The 22684-nt window shown below is 46.8% G+C and carries 20 protein-coding genes and 1 pseudogene; 8 read left to right on the forward strand and 13 right to left on the reverse strand.

The window, feature by feature from the left end; translation table 11 throughout:
- Positions 1-72 precede the first annotated feature (72 nt).
- On the forward strand, positions 73-840 hold the full coding sequence (locus EP25_RS0108475) for an HAD family hydrolase (RefSeq protein ID WP_031433473.1): 768 nt from the start codon (positions 73-75) through the stop codon (positions 838-840).
- Between the two features lie 101 nt (positions 841-941).
- On the opposite strand, the gene EP25_RS23595 is transcribed toward EP25_RS0108475, so the two are convergent.
- The 4 genes from EP25_RS23595 to EP25_RS0108495 form a co-directional block, all read right to left on the reverse strand.
- The gene (locus EP25_RS23595) at positions 942-1094 is read right to left on the reverse strand and encodes a hypothetical protein (RefSeq protein ID WP_200875021.1); all 153 of its coding nucleotides are present in this window, start codon (positions 1092-1094) and stop codon (positions 942-944) included.
- Between the two features lie 255 nt (positions 1095-1349).
- Entirely contained in the window at positions 1350-2567 is a 1218-nt protein-coding gene (locus EP25_RS0108485; RefSeq protein ID WP_031433474.1) for an aminotransferase class I/II-fold pyridoxal phosphate-dependent enzyme, read from the reverse strand.
- Between the two features lie 5 nt (positions 2568-2572).
- Positions 2573-3505 (reverse strand): NAD-dependent epimerase/dehydratase family protein, encoded by a 933-nt coding sequence (locus EP25_RS0108490; protein WP_031433475.1) that lies wholly within the window; start codon positions 3503-3505, stop codon positions 2573-2575.
- A gap of 130 nt (positions 3506-3635) precedes the next feature.
- Positions 3636-4310 (reverse strand): transaldolase family protein, encoded by a 675-nt coding sequence (locus EP25_RS0108495; protein ID WP_031433476.1) that lies wholly within the window; start codon positions 4308-4310, stop codon positions 3636-3638.
- Between the two features lie 150 nt (positions 4311-4460).
- Here EP25_RS0108495 and phoU point away from each other — a divergent pair, with 150 nt between their 5' ends.
- Positions 4461-5144 carry a phosphate signaling complex protein PhoU gene (phoU, locus tag EP25_RS0108500; protein WP_031433477.1) on the forward strand — a complete coding sequence of 228 codons (684 nt, stop codon included), beginning with the start codon at positions 4461-4463 and terminating at the stop codon, positions 5142-5144.
- On the opposite strand, the gene EP25_RS0108505 is transcribed toward phoU, so the two are convergent.
- From EP25_RS0108505 to tnpA, 4 genes and pseudogenes are all read right to left on the reverse strand, one after another.
- A complete protein-coding gene (locus tag EP25_RS0108505) occupies positions 5122-5772 on the reverse strand; it encodes an inorganic pyrophosphatase (protein WP_051906493.1) in 651 nt (216 codons plus the stop codon). The two genes, phoU and EP25_RS0108505, sit on opposite strands and share 23 nt — an antisense overlap.
- 452 nt (positions 5773-6224) lie before the next feature.
- Positions 6225-7982, reverse strand: coding sequence for a sugar phosphorylase (locus tag EP25_RS0108510; RefSeq protein ID WP_036300377.1), 1758 nt, complete (start codon positions 7980-7982; stop codon positions 6225-6227).
- Entirely contained in the window at positions 7979-8950 is a 972-nt protein-coding gene (locus tag EP25_RS0108515; RefSeq protein WP_031433480.1) for a PDC sensor domain-containing protein, read from the reverse strand. Before EP25_RS0108515 ends, EP25_RS0108510 begins: the two co-directional genes overlap by 4 nt.
- Positions 8951-10123: 1173 nt before the next feature.
- Positions 10124-10555, reverse strand: a pseudogene (tnpA, locus tag EP25_RS0108530) (IS200/IS605 family transposase).
- Positions 10556-10916: 361 nt separating this feature from the next.
- Here tnpA and EP25_RS0108535 point away from each other — a divergent pair.
- Positions 10917-12368, forward strand: a complete 1452-nt coding sequence (locus tag EP25_RS0108535; RefSeq protein WP_031433481.1) for a circularly permuted type 2 ATP-grasp protein — start codon at positions 10917-10919, stop codon at positions 12366-12368.
- Positions 12368-13327 carry an alpha-E domain-containing protein gene (locus tag EP25_RS0108540; RefSeq protein ID WP_031433482.1) on the forward strand — a complete coding sequence of 320 codons (960 nt, stop codon included), beginning with the start codon at positions 12368-12370 and terminating at the stop codon, positions 13325-13327. The genes EP25_RS0108535 and EP25_RS0108540 overlap by 1 nt, the downstream gene beginning before the upstream one ends.
- 72 nt (positions 13328-13399) lie before the next feature.
- On the opposite strand, the gene EP25_RS0108545 is transcribed toward EP25_RS0108540, so the two are convergent.
- The 5 genes from EP25_RS0108545 to EP25_RS0108565 form a co-directional block, all read right to left on the reverse strand.
- Entirely contained in the window at positions 13400-14320 is a 921-nt protein-coding gene (locus EP25_RS0108545; protein WP_031433483.1) for a hypothetical protein, read from the reverse strand.
- Between the two features lie 123 nt (positions 14321-14443).
- Positions 14444-16489, reverse strand: coding sequence for a type II secretion system protein GspD (locus EP25_RS0108550; protein ID WP_031433484.1), 2046 nt, complete (start codon positions 16487-16489; stop codon positions 14444-14446).
- The gene (locus tag EP25_RS0108555; protein WP_031433485.1) at positions 16486-16980 is read right to left on the reverse strand and encodes a hypothetical protein; all 495 of its coding nucleotides are present in this window, start codon (positions 16978-16980) and stop codon (positions 16486-16488) included. The genes EP25_RS0108550 and EP25_RS0108555 overlap by 4 nt, the downstream gene beginning before the upstream one ends.
- A 288-nt stretch (positions 16981-17268) precedes the next feature.
- On the reverse strand, positions 17269-17811 hold the full coding sequence (locus EP25_RS0108560) for a hypothetical protein (protein ID WP_031433486.1): 543 nt from the start codon (positions 17809-17811) through the stop codon (positions 17269-17271).
- Positions 17812-17817: 6 nt separating this feature from the next.
- On the reverse strand, positions 17818-18279 hold the full coding sequence (locus tag EP25_RS0108565) for a hypothetical protein (protein ID WP_152555623.1): 462 nt from the start codon (positions 18277-18279) through the stop codon (positions 17818-17820).
- A gap of 161 nt (positions 18280-18440) precedes the next feature.
- Between EP25_RS0108565 and EP25_RS0108570 the strand changes: the two genes are divergently transcribed.
- The 4 genes from EP25_RS0108570 (at position 18441) to EP25_RS0108585 (ending at position 22346) form a co-directional block, all read left to right on the forward strand.
- Positions 18441-18866 carry a pilus assembly FimT family protein gene (locus EP25_RS0108570; RefSeq protein ID WP_031433488.1) on the forward strand — a complete coding sequence of 142 codons (426 nt, stop codon included), beginning with the start codon at positions 18441-18443 and terminating at the stop codon, positions 18864-18866.
- Entirely contained in the window at positions 18814-19281 is a 468-nt protein-coding gene (gspG, locus tag EP25_RS0108575; RefSeq protein WP_036300380.1) for a type II secretion system major pseudopilin GspG, read from the forward strand. Before EP25_RS0108570 ends, gspG begins: the two co-directional genes overlap by 53 nt.
- A 264-nt stretch (positions 19282-19545) precedes the next feature.
- The gene (locus tag EP25_RS0108580) at positions 19546-21168 is read left to right on the forward strand and encodes a GspE/PulE family protein (RefSeq protein ID WP_036300383.1); all 1623 of its coding nucleotides are present in this window, start codon (positions 19546-19548) and stop codon (positions 21166-21168) included.
- Between the two features lie 2 nt (positions 21169-21170).
- Positions 21171-22346, forward strand: coding sequence for a type II secretion system F family protein (locus EP25_RS0108585; RefSeq protein WP_031433491.1), 1176 nt, complete (start codon positions 21171-21173; stop codon positions 22344-22346).
- Positions 22347-22684 lie beyond the last annotated feature (338 nt).

The following is a 22684-nucleotide window of genomic DNA, read 5'->3' on the forward strand; positions in this document are numbered from 1 at the left end:
TCAATCGCCATAGGATGCTGAAGCACTGAAGTATAATTTTCATTTTTGTAGACTCTAGCCAACCACCCCCTTATGGAACAATCAGTCATTCACGCGCTGGATTTCGATGGCGTCATCTGCGACAGTGCAATTGAAACCGGTATCGCCGGCTGGAAAGCGGCAACCCACCTCTGGAACGACATGGAAACGCCGCTGCCGCCGCCTGAACTGGTCGAACAATTCCGCCAAGCTCGGCCCATTATCGAAACCGGCTACGAATCGATACTTGCTATGCGACTTCTGCATAATGGCGAAAGCATAGCTTCACTGCTGCAACATTTCGAACAAAAAAAACTGGAAATTCTGACGCAAAACGAACTCGACATCACAGAACTGAAACGTCTGTTCGGCGAAGTCAGGGATCGATGGATCGAAGCGTTACCTACCGAATGGTGTCGAATGAATCCGCTGTTTCCCGGCGTAGCGGAAAAATTGAACGGCCTCGCCGACCGGAGCATTTGGTATATCGTCACCACTAAACAGGAACGATTCGTCAGCCAGATACTTGCCGCCAATCATATCAGGATGCCCGCCGAACGAATTTTTGGCTTGGACCGCAACATGAACAAGGAAGAGGTGTTAGCCGGCCTATTGAAGCAACACCCGGAGCAAATCATTCATTTCGTCGAAGATCGCTTGCCGACCCTATTAAAGATACTGCGAAACGACAAACTGCAGACGATCAAGCTGTTTTTCGCCGACTGGGGCTACAATACGGTGAAAGATAAACAAGAAGCTCAAAAACAGCAATCCATCAATATAATTTCATTGCAAAATTTTTTGAATTGCCTGGACGGATAGGATTGGGATTTAGAAACCAGACTGCCTGGTTACGGTTGGATAAAGAAGCGACTGGTATTTTTAGCATGGGGAAATTATCAGAATAGGACGGAACAAAGCTTTTAACAGCTTTGCTCCGGTCTCTTATCCAGGTTACTGAATAGCGAAGCGGCGGCAAAAACCAACGTCGACACGATAAATTCACCGGATAGAAAGCCAAAGATTCCGCTGATGAACAGCAAACCGACCAAAATATCTCTTTTTATTTCGCTCATAATCATAGTCCTCATAATTTTTTCACGTTACGTTTGAGTCGCGCAAACTATAATTGATGACACAAAAAGAAACAATATCTCGCCAAATAATCAATTTGCTTCCATTCAAGAAACAATTTTTGCATCAGTTTCATTATCTTGTCACAAAATTACTTTACAATATTGCTCTTTTTCTGACGTCTTATCTCAACATTCCTCATCTCCCCAAAAAGGGAAACCGCCCCACCCGGCCGTTTTTCGATCAACGTAATGCTGTCAAAACGACGTCAATGCCGAGAGAATATAATCGATATCCCGCTCACTGTGCTCGGTCGAAACCTGCACTCTGATTTCCTGTTCGCCCTTAGGCACGACCGGATAATTCAACCCAGTCACAAGAATATCGCGAGCGAATAAATGCTTCACCAGCGCACTGGTTTTAGCGGTGTCGCGAACCAGAATCGGAACGACCGGATGTTCGCCCGGCACTGTTTCATAACCGGCGTGGACGATGCCGTTTCTCAATTTCGTCGTTCGCTGACGCAATGTTTCTAATAATTGCCTGCCTTCCGCGCTATCGACTATTTCCACGGCGATGCGGGCGGCCGCCGCCTCCGCCGGCGTGATCGGATTGGAATAAATATAGCTGGCGGCCGTCTCACGTAAGTAATCGATCATTTCTTGCTTCCCCACGACATATCCGCCATTCACGCCGAAAGCCTTGCCCAGGGTCGCGACCAACAGATCGGCCCTAGCGCCACAGATGTCCTCGCAGCCGCGCCCCGTCACGCCCAAGGCGCCGACGCCGTGCGAATCGTCGATCACGGTTATCACTCCTTGTTCGTAATCCGCCTCGTGACGTCGGCAACAGGCTGCGATTTCGTCCAGCGGAGCATGATCGCCGCGCATGCTGAACACGCCGTCGCTGACGACGCAAACCCGCTTAAATTGCCCCCGGTGAACACTCAAAATATGTTCCAGAGCGGCCATATCCAAGTGCGGATAAACGGCCTTTTCACCCGGTTTGGCCAGACGCAACGCCTTGATAATGCAGTTGTGATTCAATTCGTCGCTAACCACCAACGTTGCTTCGTCGATCAACGCGGGCAACACGCCGATCACCGTCGCATAAGCGGCGCTGAACAACATCGCCGCTTCGCGGCCGTGGAATGCGGCTAATCGCCGTTCCAAATCGATATGAGCCTGGAACGTACCGCTAATGAACCTGACCGCGCCGGGCCCGGCACCAAAATGCTCGGCGGCGGCCGTTTCCGCTGCGATCACCCTTGGGTTCCTGCCTAGCCCCAGATAGGAATTGGAATTCATTCGTAAAAACCGGCGGTCGGGATAATCCCGTAGCAACACCCTGGGGCCGAAGCCTTCGCCGGCCTCGACAAAACCGGTGATGATGTTTTCCCGCCCCTTGGCAATGCCTTGCTCCCTTAAATTTTCCACCTGCCGCTGCAACAACGGCAATAGTTTCTCTGTACTCATCGCGTTTACCTCATGTGTAGTAGCATATCGCTGACCATGGCCGGTAAATCGTATCGCGGTTGCCAGCCCCATTCCTTCCTGGCCGCCTGATCGTCCATGTGCGCCGGCCAGGAATCGGCAATCCCTTGCCGAATCGGATCGATCCGATAATCGATATTGAAATCGGGGATATGCTTGCGGATTTCTGCCGCCAGTTGTTCCGGCGTGAAACTCATCGCGGTGATATTAAAGGCGTTATGATGTTGTAATTCAGACGGGTTGGCCTGCATCAATTGGATGATCGCGGCGATGGCATCGGGCATATACATCATGTCCAATTGCGTATCGGCTTTTAAAAAACATTGATAACGCCGGTTTTGCAAAGCCGCGGCGAATATCTCCACGGCGTAATCGGTGGTGCCGCCTCCCGGCGGCGTTCGGTAGGAAATTAAACCAGGGAAACGCAACCCGCGCGCATCGACTCCGTAACGTCGCTGGTAGTAATCGCACAACAACTCGCCGGCTACCTTGCTGATACCGTAGACAGTGCTGGGACGTTGCAAGGTATCCTGGGGGGTGTCGATCTTTGGCGTGTTAGGACCGAAAGCGCCGATGGAAGAAGGAAAGAACACCGCGCACTGATGTTCCCTGGCCACTTCCAGCACGTTGAACAGCCCATTCATGTTGATGTCCCAAGCCAATTGGGGACGAGCCTCGGCGACCGCGGATAACAATGCCGCCAAATGATAAATGCAAGCGATCCGATGCTTGGCGACGATCTTCTTCAAAGCGGCCTGGTCGCGAATATCCAGGCTACAATAAGCCGCCACCGGCATATCCGCCGCGGGTTCGCGCCGATGTCCCACCGCAATCACATGATCGGCGCCATATACCTCGGCCAAAGCCGGCAATAATTCCGAGCCAATCTGCCCCGTCGCTCCGGTAACCAAATGCATCATCCGCCTGCTCCTGTCCAAAACCGCCTTAAAGCAAAGGATAACGCAAATTCAAAATTGGGGCACGATCCTATTTCGTCTTCAAATACAACAGCAAGATTAACGAACTCTCTCTGTCTCTCATTTGCCCAGTTCAGCTTTCATGGGACAGCTTATCGCCAAATGCCGCTCGCCAATCCGCCCCGAAACAATCGACGGCCGGCTGCACGGCTGGGTGGGACAACATTCGCTCGGCCACATCCAGCGGCAGCGTGACCGCGGCGGCACCGCATTGCATAATCGCCAATGCCTGCCGTGTACTTTTGAAGCTGGCCGCCAGAATTTTGCTGGTCATCCCTTGCCGTTCCAGCAATGACTGCAAATCGGCGACAACGCCGATCCCATCCATGCCCAAATTATCGATTCGGTTGACATAAGGCGCCAAATAATCGGCCCCGCAGAGCGCCGCTAAAAAACCTTGCTGGACCGAATAAATGGCAGTCGCCAAAAACGGGATGTTATCAGTCTTAATGCGCTTCATGGCCGCCAAGCCGGTTTCCGTTGTTGGCACCTTAACCACAATATCATAAGGCAGGTCATGCAGTTTTCTGGCTTCGGCCAGCATACCGTCGATATCGGCGCTAACGACCTGAACATGGAAACGCGCGTTATCGCCTAAAATCTTGCTCGCTTCGCTCAAAAATTGATTCACGCCTATACCGGCTGCCGCCAGAATGGAAGGATTGGTCGTGATGCCGGCTAATGGCAGGCATTCATTGAATCGCGCGATCCGTTCCAGATCCGCACTGTCAAGATATAGCTCAAACATGGTGTAAAGTCCTGATCGATCGGCCGGCCATTGTAACGGAGCGTTGACGCTTGAAGCAAACAAGTAGTTTTGCCGCCAAGCAGTCATATTTTAGTAACAAAAAAGAGTTATAAAATACTCTAACCACTACCCCCAATCTCGACACATTTAATGAAAGCTCACACCTACCACCCTTTCGACGGCGATTTGAATTGTCTGCATAACCAAGTGCTGACGATGGCAAACCTGATTATTGAGCAATTCGACACGATCGTGTTAGCCATCAATCAAAAGAGCACGGATTTGGCGGTAAAAGCGATGCAACAAGACAATGTGATAGATCAGTTCGAAGTCACCATCGATGCCGAGGTGATCGAAATATTGGCCAGGCAAACGCCGCTGGCGAACGATCTGCGCACCATCATAGCAACATCGAAGACCGTTACCGAATTGGAAAGAATCGGGGATGAGCTGGTCAAAATCGGCGGCCTTGTCATCGACCTATATACCGACGAAATGGCCCTGCCCCAACCCAAAATACTCCCGGAAATCAATACCATCGCGAAAGTCATCAAAGCCGTGCTGGATAAAACCATTCATTGCATCGAACAATGCTCAGCCCAGGAAGCCTATCAACTCATTCGTAGCGAAGATTTTTGTCATCAAGAACTCGAAGAAAGCCTGGTTCGCCAGTTGAACATGCTGACCAGGGAGGTTCGATTAATCGGCCCCACCCTTGATAGCATGCAAATCATCAATGGATTGTTACGCTGCGGAACTCACTGTATCAGCATCGCCGAGCAAATGGTTTTCATGCTCGATGGCGAAGACATCAGACACCAAAAATCCGCTTGATGGATTTTCCTTTTTTACATTCTCGCACCAGGTTTTTATAGTCTTCCATGGCACGTCTGATGACTTCATGCGCTTCCTCACGGCCATAAACATTGGCGATTTTACACGTCATCTCCTCGCCTGGCAGGTTCTTATAGGTGAGAAAATAATGCTTGAGTCGGTTGATATAGGATTTCGGACAATCGGAAATGTCGTTCCATTGCTCATGAAATTCATCACCTTTCATCACGGCGATAATCTTATCGTCCGCCTCGCCCCTATCCAACAGGCGAAAACCGCCGATCGGTATCGCTTCCAGTAAAATATCTCCATGCATCACATTGCGTTCGCTCAAGACACAAATATCCAACGGGTCCTTATCCCCTTGAGATACCTTTTTCCCGGATTTCAGCGTGGCAAATTCGGCAATCTTTTCCGCGCAATAGGTCTGCGGGATAAAGCCATACAGAGTTGGGATCGTATTGGAAAATTTTTGCGGCCGATCGACTTTCAAATAACCGCTGAATTTATCGATTTCGTATTTGACTGTATCAGTGGGAACGATTTCGATAAACGCCGTAACGATCTCGGGGGCTCTCCGGCCGACCTCGATACCGTGCCAGGGATGCGCCTTATACTTTATATTCATTCTCTCGGTTAACCATTCTAAAAACAGGCAAATTTAGCGTGAATTCGTGACAACAAAATGACAGCGTCGCCGTCCAGGTTTAAAACACGTAAACAACCGCCTCACTCAAGCCTGAACGAACACAATAAAATGTCATCGAATTTCAGTATAACAAGACGCTTTTCCAGCTAGATGTCTATAAACACTGAATTTCCCAAGAAGTACAAGTTGGTTGACAATATATACTGCTCTGACTCCTAATTTCGACATTTCTCCAAGGCTGCAGGATAAGCTGAGATTTCGACAAAAGGTTTGTTGTCATAAAGTCTGCAAGATTTATCCAGCGCCTAAAAATTTCATTGGCTATGATTCATATCATCTTCGTTAATGTAGGTGATGGATGAACGGCATGCTCTTATAGGCGCCCCTGTGCCGAAATTTACCATATGATGAATATAAAGCGACATCTTCAGTCAATCCAACGCCTCCAACCAAGCCGACTGATACGGATATAACTTAAGTTTGCGGGTTCCCTTGCTGAGAGCGGTCCGTTCGATTAAATCTCTCCATACGCCTGAACCGGAAGCTAAAGGATGTTTGGGGAGCTGCAATGTCTGAACTTCCGGAGTGATGTTGCTGACCGACAGAATACGTTGTTGCTGATCAGGACTGATACGCCAAAAGGCGAACAAACTATCTCCCAGAGAAATAGTTTCTTGTCTCGCATCGGGGTGGAAGGCGGGTTGTTTGCGGCGGATTCTAAACAAGCGCTTCAATTCGTGAAAAGTCATGGCATTCGACGAAGACGGGTTGTTTAACAAATCCAGCAATTCATTATATTGCCATTTGCGCCGGTTGATGGTGCGCGTTCGACCGCTTTGCTCGACACCTTGATAGTTGTTGGGGGTTGCGGTCAGGCTATGGATGTAAAGTGCCGGAATACCCTGGAGCGCCAGCATGATGGTGTGGGCGCAGATGAATCTCTGCACTTGGTAATTGTCTAGCCCTTTGCGGGTACCCTTCAAGGCATCGAACAAAGTAATGTTTATTTCGTAAGGAGATTCTTTGCCAAATTGATCGCTACGCATGCTGACATAGCCTCCATACTGGTGCATCGCATCGACTAACGATAATACTTCCTGTTCCGGCAAGATTCCTTCTGCAGGACGCAAACCGATGCCGTCATGGGAGGCGATAAAGTTCAGATAGGTGCATTGTTTTTGCGGCCGCGGGGTATCTTTGGCCCATTGGCTCAGAAAATGGCTGTTACCGTGATGTAGTGCATGCAGTAATAATGGCGGTAGGGTAAATTGATAGACCATGTGGGCTTCATCACTGTTACCGAAATAACTCAGATTCTCCCCGTTCGGCACATTGGTTTCGGTAATCAAAATAGTGCCCGGCGCAACAACATCGACGATATCCCGTAACAACTTGACCACTTCATGGGTTTCGCGCAGATTGATGCAACGTGTGCCAATTTTTTTCCACAAAAAAGCGACCGCATCAAGACGGATAAATCGTGCGCCCTTGGAGATATACAATAATAAAATATCGATAAATTCAAATAGCACATCCGGATTGCTAAAATTGACATCGATTTGGTCCTCGCCGAATGTCGCCCATACATGATGGACCCCTTCGTGGGTGTGGGCGGGAACAAGCACCGGCGTACTTCGTGGCCGCACCACCATGGAGACATCCGTGTCCGGCGGCATATCGATAAAATAATGGCAGCCTGGCTCTTTTCGGCTGAGAAAGTCGATGAACCATAGATTTTCACGTGAGACATGATTGATCACTAAATCGGTCATCAGATGGAAATTTTTACTGATACGTTCGATATCCGACCACTCGCCCAACTGGGGGTCGACCGTTTTATAGTCGATGACTGCAAAGCCGTCATCCGAACTATAAGGAAAATAAGGCAACACATGTACGCTATTGATGCAATCCTGCAAATGCAAAGTGAGAAATTCGTACAGTGTTTGCAGGGGTTTTTCATTGACTTGTTGTACTGTGTCGCCATAGGTAATCAGAATGATATCCTGCTCGTTCCATTGTTCTTCTTTTAATGGAGCGGGATGGGGAGGCACTTCTTGCAACCGCTCTAATAAACGCTCCATTAATTCATGAGTACGTTCTAATCCGTACAAAAATTGCAGTCGAGCTTCCGCTTTTTGGGTAAACCAGTGAGGTAATTCATTGTTGGGGCGGGAAACGCTATTCATGACGAGAATTCCTTGGAGTTTTTTCGTTTTAATAACATTACTTCGGATTTGCTGCCAAGATAGATGTAGACAGCTAAAGATAGCAGCAGAAAGCCGGCCGCCAAAATCACCCATACCGCCTGAATAATATGTTCTCCACTTTCTTTCAAGGCCGATTTAAAAATCATTAGCAATGCCTCGATCGACACGGCGATGATGATGGCGGCGATGAAGCGGGTAATGGTGCGGCGGGTTGAACTGTGGCGCAGAATATCTTTATATAACAGCACTTCTTCTTCCAGGGTGGTTTTACCCAGATCGAAAATAGCCAATGCTAAAGTCAAATAAATCACGACGCCGAACGGCAGCAGTTTGTTTTCATCGTTAGTCAGCAGAGGGTGGATAACTAGCCAACACTCCTTAGCCGCTAAGTACAAAAGTAGGAAGGCCACGCTGAATAGACCGGTGACGATAATTGAATAGATTGCTTTGAAATAAGGTTCAAAATGAATTCGTTTACTATCGCCAGTTAAAAAAGAAATCGTTGTCGCTAAATCAATGTCGAGTACGATAACACCTTTAATGCTATGGTCTTCATTATTCATTTTAATGCTGGCGGAGACACAAAGTTCTCGTCTCACACTGGATAAATAGGGTTCCGTCACAACGACCGAATCGGATTTAATCGCCTTGAGATAATAAGGGCGGTTACTACGATCGGTTCCGCGTCCTGTTTTCGGACTGCGTCTAAAATGGCTGCCAGGGACGTTGGTAGAGATCTGTTTTCCCTTCTCATCCAATAAATACAGCAAGCTTATAAAGGGGTAGTAATTACATAAGGAATTCAGTTGTTCAATCAATTCGTGTTGATTTTGTTCGAACATCTTGGGGTCGGCAAAACAGCTCAGGATCGAAGAAAGTAGATGATGTATGGCGCTGCGATGTTCCTCGTACTTTTCGATAACGTTAATATGACTCATTCTTGACATAAGAATACCGGTAAATTGCCCAGGGAAAATATTATTCGACTCGCTTTGACTAAATACAGGAAGCAATTATTGTTCCTCTATGAGTTGACAATGGAGAGGGAATGCTTTGATTGTTTGATAGTTAAGCGGATTAGGCCCAGCAAATTTCTATCTATTCAGATATTAGGCTAAGGTTTGCTAGTTACTTATCGATCGGTAGTTCGATTTGAGGGCATGTAGAAAAAAATTTTGATTCAACATAGTGCATAAGCACTTTTTTGGGGCAACAGTCCTAACCGGTGTTTTATCATAATGGGAACTAGGATGAATAAAAATGTATTATAAAATCATATGCTTACGAAATAATCAAGAAATGGCATCATTAATGCTGTAAGTTAATCATACATTGCTGGCAATGTATTTACCCTAGTCTCTTCTTGATGTTGTTATTAAAGCATTGGCGCTTTAACCCTCTCCTCCTCACGGGTTATCGCGCCTTTTTTATGTTCAGGAATTATTTGATTGAAAGGATTCACAGTTGTCGTTGGAAACGCGCCGGCTGGTGTCAAGCAGTTAAAGAAATCTGGGCACGATAACCCGCTATTTCGAATTCTCTCTTTGGCGACGAAGCGCATAAGCCTTATAAGCGCGATCAATTATGCAAATATTAGATGGGAGCGAATGGTTTTTCGGCGCTTGGCATCGCCTTCCTTGGTGGTCAAAGCAAACATCTGTCTTGTCGCCTATACTTCTTAAGCAAGTAACTAATAGTCCAAGAAATATTTTCTCAATATTACGCTGAATAGTTATAAACAAAAAATATTCGCATTAATCGAGGTATTTGATGGGAATGACTTGAAAGCAACCCCCGAACAAAGCATTGCGCTCATCGACCTTGGTTTATTGAAAGGGGATCGTGTTAGCAATGCACTGCATGCAAGGCCCATATGGCCATGATAAAACACTCGCCACGGTTGATAAGTCGCCAAATAAGCAAAAGAGCGGGCCACTTATGATTGGAGAAGATGTTTCGGTAAGATATCAAGGTGGGGGTGACCGAAATTTGACCGTTTTCGTGAGGTAATTGCAAGAAAAAAGAAAATCTAGGCGCGGGACTAAACAACCACCCGCTCAAGCGGGTGGGTTCCAATAACGGACTGAAAGTCCGGATACGCGTCGACTAAACGACGCGTCTTAGTCGGGCTCCATCTTGAAATTATCGTTTGGATTAGGTTCAAAGTGATGCTCCAAATATTGCTTTATCATCTCATCAGTCATTTGCCCCACTGTGGCGCAAAAATAACCGCGGGCTCAAAAATGTCGACCCCAATATCGCTTTTTCAAGTGCGGGAACTCTTCGAACAGATAGCTCGAAGTTCGTCCCTTGATTCGCCTCATGATTTCGCTTGGGGCCATAGTCGGCGGCGCACTCACCAAAATGTGCACATGATCTTTGCTCACGACACCTTTGATAATCCGTATCTCAAAGGCTTCGCATGTCTGCCGCACCAAGTCTCTCACTCGTTCGGCTATTTCATCCTTCAGCACTTTATAACGATACTTCGTAACCCAAACAAAATGATACTCAATTTGGTAAACCGTATGGCTGCCGTATCTATAGTCCATCGCCACCTCCTTGGGCAAATTATCGCAGCTAAAGCTGACCGGCTAAAGCCGGTGGTTTAAACCTTATGATGGATAATTAAGACGTTTTCATGGAATAGACAATTGTTGATATAAGCAATCTAAATAATCAAGTACGCCATGGTTCAACCAAATGGTCGATAAGTGGTGGCTCTTCAAGGGTTATGAGAAATGAACGACATTTTGGTAAGCATTGCTTTATTTTGGTGCGGCGATATCCTCACGTTATTTAGGGTTCTTGGAAAATATAATAAAATCAATATATTGTAATTCTTCCGGATGATGGCATGTTTAGTGCTATAAAAGTGATTATCTCACTTGCGCTTAGCCGAAGGGTACCAGCATGTCTAGAATTTGGGACAATTATCAGACTGATGTCTCATACGACGAATTGATGTTCTCGAGTTTTCAACCTCGGCAGGGAAGTCACAGTCTATGCCAATATCTCAATGCATTAACTCGAGAAAGTATTGAAAAACGCAAGATTGCCGCCGAGCTTGCTATTTTGGAAATGGGAATCAGTTTTACCGTTTATAGCGACGAAGGCAATATCGACCGTGCCTGGCCGTTCGATATCATTCCCCGCATCATAGAGGCTGACGAATGGCGTTTCATCGAAAAGGGCTTGAAACAGCGGCTGCGGGCGCTCAATTGTTTCCTTAACGATGTCTATGACAAACAGGAATTCATCAAGGAAGGTCTGATTCCGTCGGAAATTATCAATAGTTCCAAAAATTTTCGCCATCAGTGCGTGGGCATGAAACCGCGACATAACGTATGGGCGAACATCTGCGGAAGCGACTTGGTGCGTGACAAAGACGGTACTATGTACGTGCTGGAAGACAATCTTAGAGTACCGTCAGGCGTTTCATATATGCTCGAGAACCGAGTGATTACCAAACGGGTATTTCCCGAATTATTGGAAAATATCGATATCCTACCGATCGACGATTATCCGGCCCAGCTCTATGAAATGTTATGTTCGATCGCTCCGGTTCAGGTATCGTCTCCGCAAATTGTCGTACTGACGCCGGGAATTTATAACTCGGCTTATTTCGAACATGCTTTTCTGGCTCAACAAATGGGGGCCAGGTTGGTGGAAGGTTCGGACTTGGTGGTCGAGGAAGACGAGTGTGTTTATATGCGCACTATCGAGGGATTAACAAAAGTCGACGTCATCTATCGCCGCATCGACGACGAATTCCTCGATCCCGAGGTTTTTAGGAAAGATTCGATTTTGGGCGTTCCGGGATTGATGCGCGCCTGGCGGGCGGGCAACGTGGCGCTGGCGAATGCGCCGGGTGCGGGGGTAGCCGATGATAAGGTGGTTTACGCCTATGTCCCTGAAATGATTCGCTTTTATCTGAATGAGGAAGCATTGTTGCCCAATGTACCGACTTATCTCTGTGCCGAACCGGAGCAATTGCATTATGTCATGCAGCACCTGGATGAATTGGTAGTCAAGCCCGCTAACGAATCAGGTGGCTACGGCATGTTGATCGGCCCACAGGCAACATCGAAACAGCTGGCCGCGTTTCGCGAGGTAATGAAAAAAAATCCCCGCAATTATATAGCTCAACCCACCTTGAGTATTTCAACCTCACCAACCTTGTGTAACGACAAAGTGGAACCCAGGCACGTCGATTTACGCCCTTTCATACTGCAAGGGGAGGATATCTTTGTTACGGCCGGTGGCTTGACCCGGGTTGCGATGAAAAAAGGTTCGTTAGTGGTGAATTCCTCGCAAGGTGGTGGCAGCAAGGATACCTGGATTATCAATGTGGAGAAACGCTAATGTTATCCCGCTCGGCAGAACGTATTTATTGGTTGGCTCGTTATCTGGAAAGAACCGAAAATTCAGCCCGTTTAATCAGCGTTTATATGAATTTATTGCTGGATTTGCCTAAGGGCGTGGAAATGGGGTGGCCGCAATTAATTCGGATCAACGGTTGTGAAGCGCTATTCTACGAACATTACAAAGCCGCAAGTGAGCGTAATGTCGCGAAATTTCTTTTGGTGGATAATGACAATCCTATTTCGCTTTATTCATCCTTGAGTTTTGCCCGCGAAAACATGCGTACTACGCGCGAACTGCTTCCCGATGAGGCCTGGGAGCAAGTCAATGAGATGTATCTTTTTGCTAAAAACAACTTGGACACCGTAACTAATCGTCGTGGCAGAGTGTTGTTTCTGAATGAAATCATGGAAGGGTGTCAACGCTTTACCGGCCTGTTGTCAGGTTATATGAGCCATAATCACCCATACCGTTTTATCCGCCTGGGGCGGAATATCGAGCGCGCCGACATGAGTAGCCGCATTTTGGAACTGGCGACCTTGTTGTTGTCGGAATCGCGTAGCCATGAAATGCGACAATATGAAAGCATCTTGTGGATGAATATCCTGCAGACCCTCAATGCCCTGTTGATGTATCGGCAACATGTAGGTAGCCGAGTCAAAGGGGACGACGTGTTGAACTATCTGTTACGCGATACCGCGTTACCCCGTGCGATCGGATGTTGTATCCATGAAATAGACGATGCCATTCGGTTATTGCCGAATCATGACGCGTTGCCGGAAAAATTAGCCGAATTAGACAAATACGTTCAAAGTATCGACACGCAAAAAACCACCCAATACCAATTGCGCTCCATTTTGGACGATTTGCAAAGTCGCTTAGCCGACCTGCATAACGATATTTCGGAAAACTGGTTCCTATCCCAGGAACAGTCGCAGTTTCAGGCGATGGAGAGTTAAGCTGGATAGTTACGACAATTTATCGACACTTTAATTTAATCCTTCAAAATTCCCTTTTAACCTTTTCCAGCATTATTGTTTGGTTTTAGAGCGAGGCAAATCAATCTTCAGAACAAAATGATCCCGTTCTGGCAAATCGTTGATCTCAATATCTTCAATATCGATATCCAATTTATCCAACCACTTAGATTTAATTTCATTGCCCCAACCACTAATATCCAACCTTTGCTGATCATATTTAATATCTACAACATTCATCTCCTCGGGCAATGCCGATAAAATATAACCAGTCAATTCCACTGCTTCTTTAGCACTCATCTTATTCAACTCTTGAAAGCCGCTCAATGCGGCATTCATGTGGGCAATGGCCCGGCGCTTTTGGATTAAGGGCTTAGCCCTTGCTCTCAATTGCTGTATTTGCTCTTGTTTTAAAGCGCTCACCGCCTCAAAATGAGTATTCCAAGAGCCATAGGCGAAAAATAAAGTACCTCCCAATAGTAAACAAAGACCGCCTAGCAGAATTTTTACCGGATTAAAGTAAGCTTTTTTACCAAGAAAGTCGTATAAAAAACCTTCAGATGTCCATTTTTGGAGCGCCTGACAAATCGCCAGCTGGTCAAAATCGCTTACCAAGATATTTACGCAGGGAACGGGTAATTTAATGGAACCCAGAAAGTCTTTTTTCAGAGCGAATAAGTAACGTTCATCCTTCCTAGTCCCTAACGCATAATCATAATCATCAATCTCGAAAGGAAACAATCCGGCACAGGCTGCCAAAAAAGCCGATTTATTGATTTGCTTTTTATCAATAAATTGAAATTTCCGTCTAAAAGGAATGTCGCTGTCCACAATGACAATGGCTTTCTTTTTGCCTTTTAATGTCGGTACCGAATTGATTTCGAATGCACCATTCCAGCCGAATTTGATGGCATAAAAATGCAAGTTTTTATCACGATCAATAAAAACAATTTGCCAAGAAAAAAAATAAATCACGTCAACGAAGTAAGCAAGATAAAACAGTTAAGGCATCGCGCCCAGAATGCCTTAACGACTCTGAATTTATCCTCTGAATAAGTCCGTGGCAATTTAATTACCCCGAAAACAATCATAGTGGCGTCAGTTATTAAAAAACTCTTCAATGACATTGGGCTGATTAAACTCTTTATTCACGATTTTAGTTGCCTCGAGAATCGCTGAAGTTACAAGATTGGCTCCTTTCTCATCCAGCACGAGTCGGGGCGTAATCATCATAAAAAGTTCGGTCAACTCCTCGGTTTCATCCTGACTCCTGAAAAAAATACCTAAATAAGGAATATCACCCAAAAGCGGAATTTTATTTGCAGTGACATCCGTTTTACGTTTAATCATGCCGCCCAGAATCACAGTCTGATTATCATTTAAGACCATATCCGTCGCCAATTCCCTCTTAGAAAAAATCGGTTGTCTGCTGGTACCAAAATCATCAAAGCCAACCAATCCCTCATCCTTCAACTTAACCTGCAATTGAATCGTGCCGTCAGGGCTGATTGTCGGGGTTACCTCCAGATTTACCGTTACGTCATGGCGCTCGAAATCAATTTGTTGACTGGAACCCGAAGTATTGGTTGTCGTTCTCGACTTCGGAACGGCTATATCCTGACCAACATTGATATGTGCCGTAACACCATTTTTGACGATGATATGCGGATTCGAAAGAACAGTAACATCGGTCTCACTCTCCAGAACCTGCAAGGCGAAAAATTTATTATCGATCAGACTCGCAACGCCCAAGGTTGCCCCCGCCCCGGATGCCAACAAGGCCGCATCAGTTAACGAGACATTAAGATCGCTAATGCTATCAGATGTCTCTTTGCTTAAATACCACTCGACGCCGTATTGCATGCTGTCGGTCAACGTCGCTTCGGCTATCAAGACTTCCACGTGCACTGCCGGCGTCCTATGATCAAGCTTTTGTAAAACTTTCAGGATCTCGGCATACTCTTCCGGAGTAGCCATGATGAACAGACTATTTGTTTGTTTATCGGCAACGATATTGGCGTCTTTTTCCGAGTCTCCCATGATGCCCCTAATCACCCCTTTAACGGTGGTCAATATATCCGTTGCATCTTGACTGGACAGGAAATAATTGAAAAGCTGGCGCCTGTTCCCATCCGCGTTATCGGTGGCCTCCAAAAATTCGATGACCTTCTCTCTCATTTCTTGATTGGAAAGCACCAAAACCAACTTATCGGCACCTACGACCTCTTCGACTTCAATGCCGCGGTTGGGATGGCTGAGTTTTCCTCCCAAAGAAAACTCGAACTTACTTAATATGGCCTTGGTGGCGGATAACGATAAATATTTAGGGGAATAAACCATCAGATATTTACCATCAAAATAAGGAATATCAATGGCTTGGTGAATCGTATCGAGTGCTTTGATCTGCGCGCTGGATGCTTTGACAAACAAAGTATTTGTCGTCGACATCAAAATCGCCTCACCCGGATTGGACAAAAACAATCGAGCCGCGCTCTGAAAATCTTTCACATCGACATAATTACAATGAAAAATTCCTAATGTCTCGCCAAGGGAATCCCCCCCCGGCAAACTGACGATTTTGCTGGCATTGCTCGTGACAGCATAAACCCCTAGGTTATATTTGAGATCGACACCATGAAAACCAAGGAATGTATCGAACAAAACCAGCAAATCTTCTTTCGATATTTGTCCTCGGAAAACAAAATTGACCTTTTTGTCCTTGAAATCATCAAGAATGGTATAAGGTTTCTGCAAATACTCCTCGAAAAACAGACGTACCAATTCGCGTAAACTAATATCCTGAAAATCCAATTCCACTTTCTCGGTGGATTTATCATCCTCCTTAGCCTTTATTTTCGCCGTTTTCCTTTCATTTTCGCCCGATAAAGATATATCGCTCAAAATGCCTGCATTTGGACGCTCAGGAATAGTTGCCGTGGCTTTTGCTTCGCCCTTGTTTTTCAGCAAGGTTTTGTTGCGTGAATAGTTTTTTTCAAAATTCTCGCTTTTTACACGGACTTTCTTACTTTCCTCCAATACATCGACAGCATCTTTCTGTGATTTTTGCCATACCTGGCAACCTGAAATCAGAAACGAGCCAAGCATGACCGGCAAAAAAACATAACATTTCCGTAAATTTTTCATTTTAAAAAAGGAAATCCCGCTTGGCCAAATCGTTTCTTTCTCGCCTCTCGGCTACTGTCCACATTGATTTCAATTTTTTTTCCGTTCATTTCCAAGATTGCCTTGCCATTATTCACAGCCACTAACGTCCAGCCATCCAATTCCTCACCCACGGCAACAAACCCCGCATCGGTCAATACGCCGGCAAATGAAAAAAACTGAATGATTCCGTTGATTTTTTGTTGTGGAGATACACTTGAAACACGCTGTTTCTGTTTTACTTTCTTCTCTCTCCAGTCCTTTCCTTCCGGGTCGAAAACATTCTTCACCGGCATATCCATCTGTATGCCATCGTCTTTATTCTGAAACTCAATGGTCTTGAGGCGGATTTTTTCAACATTAAAATATTCTGGCGAATCAATCGGCCACATCCATCCCAGCAGTGCAACCACAAAAAACAGCAGACTAAGCAAATAGAGGATTTTACTTAGTCTCTGAATGTATAGTTCCATGATGCTCTCAATCTAATACACGTGAACTGACATAAAAATAGAAAACGCGGCCAATCAAAGAACGCATCTCCTTAGTTTTCTTAACTAACAATCAGGTTAGATCATTTCCTATGCGCGAGGGAAGTCGGCCTGGCCTACTGGTAGTAAGACACTTATCGCCCAACAACTACAATCCCAAAAAACCAATAATTCGGATTCATTAATACCTATCCAAATTCTATTACGGGAATCTTCAAAAAACGCGAACCAAGGGATGCTACAAGTTCGATAGCGACGCCTCCTGTATGCTCATTCAATCGCCTTAATAAAGACCATCATCACATCGCCCATTAACGTGATATTCTTCTCTTCCACGGACGCCTTAATCTCAAATGAACGCCAAGTCATGCCATTGTTGCTATTACTCATAGCGGATAAAATCCTGAATAATGCCCGGTGGGAAGAGGTATCGAATTTGACGGATGACGAAATGGAATAGACTCCCTCTGCCATTAACTGAGGCTCGCCAATATTAAGCGCTTTAATTTTCATCCCATGCTGCGAAGACAGTTGTTCAAATAATCTTTTGGCGGCTTGCTTTGGGGAAATATTCTCGATAAAAAAAGTTTGCGCCTCGGCCATTTCCAGGGCATAAGGAATCGCGATATCCCCATAGGCGGAAAGAATCTCCTGCTCGGAATTAACGACACTTAAAATACGTTCAAAATTATTCTCCTGCTGATAATCATTCCCTGATAACTCGTCTCCATTTTCCTCCGTTGAATAGTCGTAAATAGTCAGAACGGCGAGAATAAGTGCAACAGCCGCAAGAATAACGGTCTTTTTATTCACGAAAATTTATCGGGATGAAACACTCAACAACGCCACCGTCATATTAGCCACTTGTCCGGAATCTTTATCGACGACCGGAAAAAGTATTTTCTTTTTGCTGGCAAAATCGCTTAATGGCAACTGGACTTCATAGCCTTTCTTTTGCGCGGCATCGTGTGTAAACAGGATTAGCGAATCTTTTTCCTGATTGAACAAGGCTAAGGTCAGCGATTCGCCGCTTTTGTCCTTGAAATAAGCAAGCCTTTCCGGCCTCAAACTAGTTACCTTAACCGGCTGTTCGTCGATATTGAGTTTTGCCACCACCACCTTGGAAAAATCGAAGCCGGACCGAGTCTGAAACTCCCGTATTCTAGCCAAAGTTTTTTCATGATCGAGATGACGCATCGATTCATCGTAATCCAGTGAACATCCAGCTGATAGCAATAGCGTAAGCAATGCAACGACAAGAATTTTAATCCGTAATAGCATGGCGAACTCTCCAAAAAAAATATAAAATTATCCGAGCGACTGTAAAAAACCAACAACACTAAAGTTATTAGTGAAGTGAAGCTCTTTTAAAGAGACAAGGGTTTTTAACGTTCATGAGTTGAATCGGCTATTCTAGCAGCAATTCATAAATTAACAATAAAATGCAGGTCATACCGAAACACGCCGGATTTACCCTTTTTGAAATGCTCGTGGTTCTCGTTATTGTAGCTTTGATTTCAACGCTCTTTATGACTAGGATCACAACCCGACCCAAAGCAACGGCGCCAAAAGTCATCCAATTTCTTAACGACGAGAGAAGTAACGCCCTAAAAAGGCAAAAACCCACCTATATTCAACTACGCAGAGATAGCCTGTATTCAACCTTAACGCAACACAGTTATCAGTTTGCCGGCAACCTAAACGATGTTTTTAGCGGCAACGATCAATCCCTGCCCTACAAAACGCTAACCGTTTTTTTTCCAGATGGCACCATGACCGCCAACGATTTCACACTAACCGAAGGATCAACAATCTATGCAATCTCCACATCGCCCTTTTCCAACAAGATTCGTTTTAAACTGCAATAACAAGCATTCCGGTTTCACATTAATCGAATTGTTGATAGTGCTGGCGATCATTGGCATGCTGGCCGCTCTGGTCGGCCCCAGGTTGATGACAGCACTTAGTAAATCACAATCGAAAACCACTCGTTCTCAAATCGAAATGCTGGCAACCTCGATTGACAGCTTTCGCCTCGACAATGGCCGTTATCCCACTAACAAAGAAGGCTTAAATGCGTTACTGGAAAAGCCGGAGGGTCTAGTTAACTGGACGGGGCCTTACTTGAAGAAAAAAAGGCTGCCGAAAGATGCCTGGGGCTTTGATTTTTATTACCAAATCCCGCCGCAAAAAGGCGGCCTCGATTATGACCTCTATTCCCTGGGCGCGGACAATCAAGAAGGCGGAACGGGCGAGAATGCCGACATAGGCAATTGGGAATAAGAAGACAAACCATGCACTGGCTTCGGTTGATTCTATCGATAGAAAACAATTATTGCGTTGCAAAATCCGGCGCTCTGATCCCGATGCCGACTCTTTCCGGGGATTACCGAAACCACTTAGGCGCGAGTTGGGTAAAGCGTAACGAGTCCCAACCAAATTTAATTGTTGGAAATATATGCTTACCAAACCCCGCGCCCCGAGCCTATTAAACAGAGCTCATCGTATGCGCTCCATTAGAACGCGGGAATTAGGAGTAAACCTAAAATGACCCAGGCCCTCGAAGACAGTATCCTGAAATTAGGCCTGCTTGACGAAGCAACCCTGCGGCAGGCGGCACAATTACAACCGGAAACCCCCCTCGAAAATAAACTACTCGATATGGGCGTCATTTCCGAAGAGCAGTTGTTGCAAGCCTATTCGGACATTACCGCCCTACCTATCTGGGATGGCGAAGGCGAACTCTCCGACCCGCTTCCTTTTTCCGAGGAATTTCTCGTTTACAACAATATCCTGCCTATCAATAAACTTGATCAGCAATGGTTCATAATCGATAACGCCCAAGACGACGGGTTGGCCGACTTGCTGCGCGAAACCTTTCCCGAGTCGACCGTTGCAATCTACCCGAATTCCGAATTATCGCAATTGATAGACAAACACTTCCAGGCCAGTGAGCAGCAAAGCGATGAGGAACAAAGCACCACAAAACTACCGGATATCGAACACCTAAAAGACCTGGCCCTGGAAGCGCCAATCATCAGACTGGTTAACGACATCTTGTCCCACGCGGTCAAATTGGGCGCCTCCGACATCCACCTGGAACCATCGCGCACGCGCATCGAACTGCGATACCGCATCGATGGCGTTTTGGTTTCGCGGGCAGCCCCGAATTTCGACGAATATCCCGCCATCGTTTCCCGCATTAAAATTCTCGCCAACCTGGACATCGCGGAGCGCAGGCTGCCTCAAGACGGACGCATTCGCACCAAAAGCAACGGCCGCGATATCGACATCCGGGTCAGCACGATTCCGACACCGCATGGCGAAGACATAGTCATGCGGATTCTCGACCAAAAAAAGCAGGTCCTCAGCCTGGCCAATTCCGGCCTGTCCGCGAATATCACCGAGATTTTCAAACAACAGCTCAAGCGCAGCCACGGCATCATCTTGGTTACCGGCCCCACCGGTTCGGGCAAAACCACGACGCTTTATTCCGCCTTGCAGGAAATCATCGACGGCGAAACGAAAATTATCACGGTGGAAGATCCGGTGGAATACGAAATTCCGGGCATCACCCAGATCCCCGTCAACGACGCCATCGGCATGCACTTTATCGCCGCACTGCGTTCGATTTTGCGCCACGACCCCGACGTCATCTTTATCGGCGAAATCCGCGACCGGGAAACCGCGGAAATCGCCATCCAATCCTCTCTGACAGGCCATCTGGTTCTGTCGACGCTGCACACCAACAGCGCCCTAGGCGCGATCAACCGATTTCTCGACATGGGCATCCCCGATTACCTGCTGGCCTCATCGCTCAACGCGGTCAGTGCGCAACGCTTGGTCAGAAAATTGTGCGACGAGTGCAAACAAGCCAACCAAATAGACCCGCTACTCGCCCAACATTACAATATCCCTGTCGACCAGACCATTTATGAAGCCGTCGGCTGCAAAAAATGCGCGCACACCGGCTACAAAGGCCGGCTGCCGATCGCCGAATTCAAAGTCGTCGACGGCGAATTGCGCCATGCCATTCTGGAAAACCCCAGCCTCGACAACTTGATCGCTGCCGCCGCCATCAATGATCCCAGTAATCTGATCAGCGATGGGATAGCCAAAGTCGTCGAAGGACTGACGAGCATAGACGAAGTCATGCGCACCGCAGGATAACCATGCCGCAATACCAATACACCGCCATTTCCCCATCGGGCGAACAAATCAAGGGCGTGGAAAGCGCCAATAGTCTCGATAATCTTTCCCTATTATTGAAACGACGTAAGCTGATACTGGTCAAAGCCAAGGAACTGAAAAAGCAACCGGTTTCTTTCAACCATACCTTGCGCCTCATCATCGAACTTAACGATCTCCTCGGCAGCGGACTGGTATTGGAACGAGCGTTGCAGATTATCGCCTCGGACAGCTCGGACCCCCGCTTCAGCAAGCTCTGCGAGCAAATCCGCCAACAACTGAAAAGCGGCCTGTCACTGTCCCAGGCCTTGCAACAAATCGGCAGCTTCGACAGTTTATTGATTCCACTGATTCAAGCCGGCGAGGCCAGCGGGCAGTTAACCGAATCACTCGCCATTCTCGACCACTACTATCAATCCAAAAAACAGCTGCGCAGCGACATCATCGCCAGCATGGCGTATCCTTCGATCCTGGTCATCGTCAGCATTATCTCGCTGATTGCCCTGGCGCTTTACGTGATTCCGGTGTTCAAGGATATTTTCGCCGACAACATGGACAATCTACCATTAGGCGCCCTTATCAGCTTCCAAGTCAGCGATTGGGTGACCGCCAACGGTTTCTGGCTGTTGATTGCCTGCGCAACGCTTTTTGTCGTTCTGTCCCTGGCCGTCAAACATAACGACACAATTCGCCACCACTGGCATGTGTTACTATTCAAACTACCCTTGTTCGGCAATCTGGTCAGCCAGAACGAGGCCGCTAACACCTTTAGCGTCCTGTCGGTACTATTGAAAAGCGGCGTGCCGCTGGTCAAATCGATGCAAATCACACAAAAAGTATTGTCGAACGAACCACAACAACAAGGCATGGAAGCGTGTATCCGCCAGCTCAAACAAGGCCGCCCCTTATCGAAAGCAATGGAACATATTCCCTATCTTCCCACCATCGCCCGTCGCCTGATCAACGTCGGCGACGAAAGCGGCAACCTGGCCCATAGCAGCGAAAAGGCCAGCCAAATCATCCAACGCGAACTTCGTAACACGCTCAAGGGCTTGGTTGCCTTACTCGAACCCGTCATCATCTTGGTCATGGGAGGCGTCATCGGCTTCGTCGTCATCTCGATGCTATTGGCCGTCTTCAGTATGTCGGATCTGGTCTAAACGCCTGTCCACCACCCCATCGAGAGTCGACTGGAAGAAGACGCAGACACTTTTCCGCCCCAGCCATCTGTCGCCCATTTGAACGGGGCATAAACCATTCGCAGCCCGCATTAAGCGCTGCGAAATGCGACACATTGGAGACGCGAACATCCCGGATTCCGCTACGCTGCATCCTAGCTACCGTTTTTTTGCGTTGGGTTTCGCTTGTGCTCTACCCAACCTACATTTGATTTTTACGACGGCCTCCGGAGGGCGAGGGAGATTAGGGCGTCGCTTTGTGACTTTCATCGCCATGTCGATGTGCTGAGCGCATGCGGCGCACATCATATCGCGACCGA

Origin of the sequence: Methylomarinum vadi (genome assembly GCF_000733935.1) — a bacterium.
In the GTDB taxonomy this organism is placed as follows: Bacteria; Pseudomonadota; Gammaproteobacteria; order Methylococcales; family Methylomonadaceae; genus Methylomarinum; species Methylomarinum vadi.

Coding starts and splice junctions, on each gene's coding strand:
- EP25_RS0108475 (WP_031433473.1), top strand. CDS start 73: ATGGAACAATCAGTCATTCACGCGCTGGATTTCGATGGCGTCATCTGC.
- EP25_RS23595 (WP_200875021.1), bottom strand. CDS start 1,094: ATGAGCGAAATAAAAAGAGATATTTTGGTCGGTTTGCTGTTCATCAGC.
- EP25_RS0108485 (WP_031433474.1), bottom strand. CDS start 2,567: ATGAGTACAGAGAAACTATTGCCGTTGTTGCAGCGGCAGGTGGAAAAT.
- EP25_RS0108490 (WP_031433475.1), bottom strand. CDS start 3,505: ATGATGCATTTGGTTACCGGAGCGACGGGGCAGATTGGCTCGGAATTA.
- EP25_RS0108495 (WP_031433476.1), bottom strand. CDS start 4,310: ATGTTTGAGCTATATCTTGACAGTGCGGATCTGGAACGGATCGCGCGA.
- phoU (WP_031433477.1), top strand. CDS start 4,461: ATGAAAGCTCACACCTACCACCCTTTCGACGGCGATTTGAATTGTCTG.
- EP25_RS0108505 (WP_051906493.1), bottom strand. CDS start 5,772: ATGAATATAAAGTATAAGGCGCATCCCTGGCACGGTATCGAGGTCGGC.
- EP25_RS0108510 (WP_036300377.1), bottom strand. CDS start 7,982: ATGAATAGCGTTTCCCGCCCCAACAATGAATTACCTCACTGGTTTACC.
- EP25_RS0108515 (WP_031433480.1), bottom strand. CDS start 8,950: ATGTCAAGAATGAGTCATATTAACGTTATCGAAAAGTACGAGGAACAT.
- EP25_RS0108535 (WP_031433481.1), top strand. CDS start 10,917: ATGTCTAGAATTTGGGACAATTATCAGACTGATGTCTCATACGACGAA.
- EP25_RS0108540 (WP_031433482.1), top strand. CDS start 12,368: ATGTTATCCCGCTCGGCAGAACGTATTTATTGGTTGGCTCGTTATCTG.
- EP25_RS0108550 (WP_031433484.1), bottom strand. CDS start 16,489: ATGAAAAATTTACGGAAATGTTATGTTTTTTTGCCGGTCATGCTTGGC.
- EP25_RS0108555 (WP_031433485.1), bottom strand. CDS start 16,980: ATGGAACTATACATTCAGAGACTAAGTAAAATCCTCTATTTGCTTAGT.
- EP25_RS0108565 (WP_152555623.1), bottom strand. CDS start 18,279: ATGCTATTACGGATTAAAATTCTTGTCGTTGCATTGCTTACGCTATTG.
- EP25_RS0108570 (WP_031433488.1), top strand. CDS start 18,441: ATGCAGGTCATACCGAAACACGCCGGATTTACCCTTTTTGAAATGCTC.
- gspG (WP_036300380.1), top strand. CDS start 18,814: ATGCAATCTCCACATCGCCCTTTTCCAACAAGATTCGTTTTAAACTGC.
- EP25_RS0108580 (WP_036300383.1), top strand. CDS start 19,546: ATGACCCAGGCCCTCGAAGACAGTATCCTGAAATTAGGCCTGCTTGAC.
- EP25_RS0108585 (WP_031433491.1), top strand. CDS start 21,171: ATGCCGCAATACCAATACACCGCCATTTCCCCATCGGGCGAACAAATC.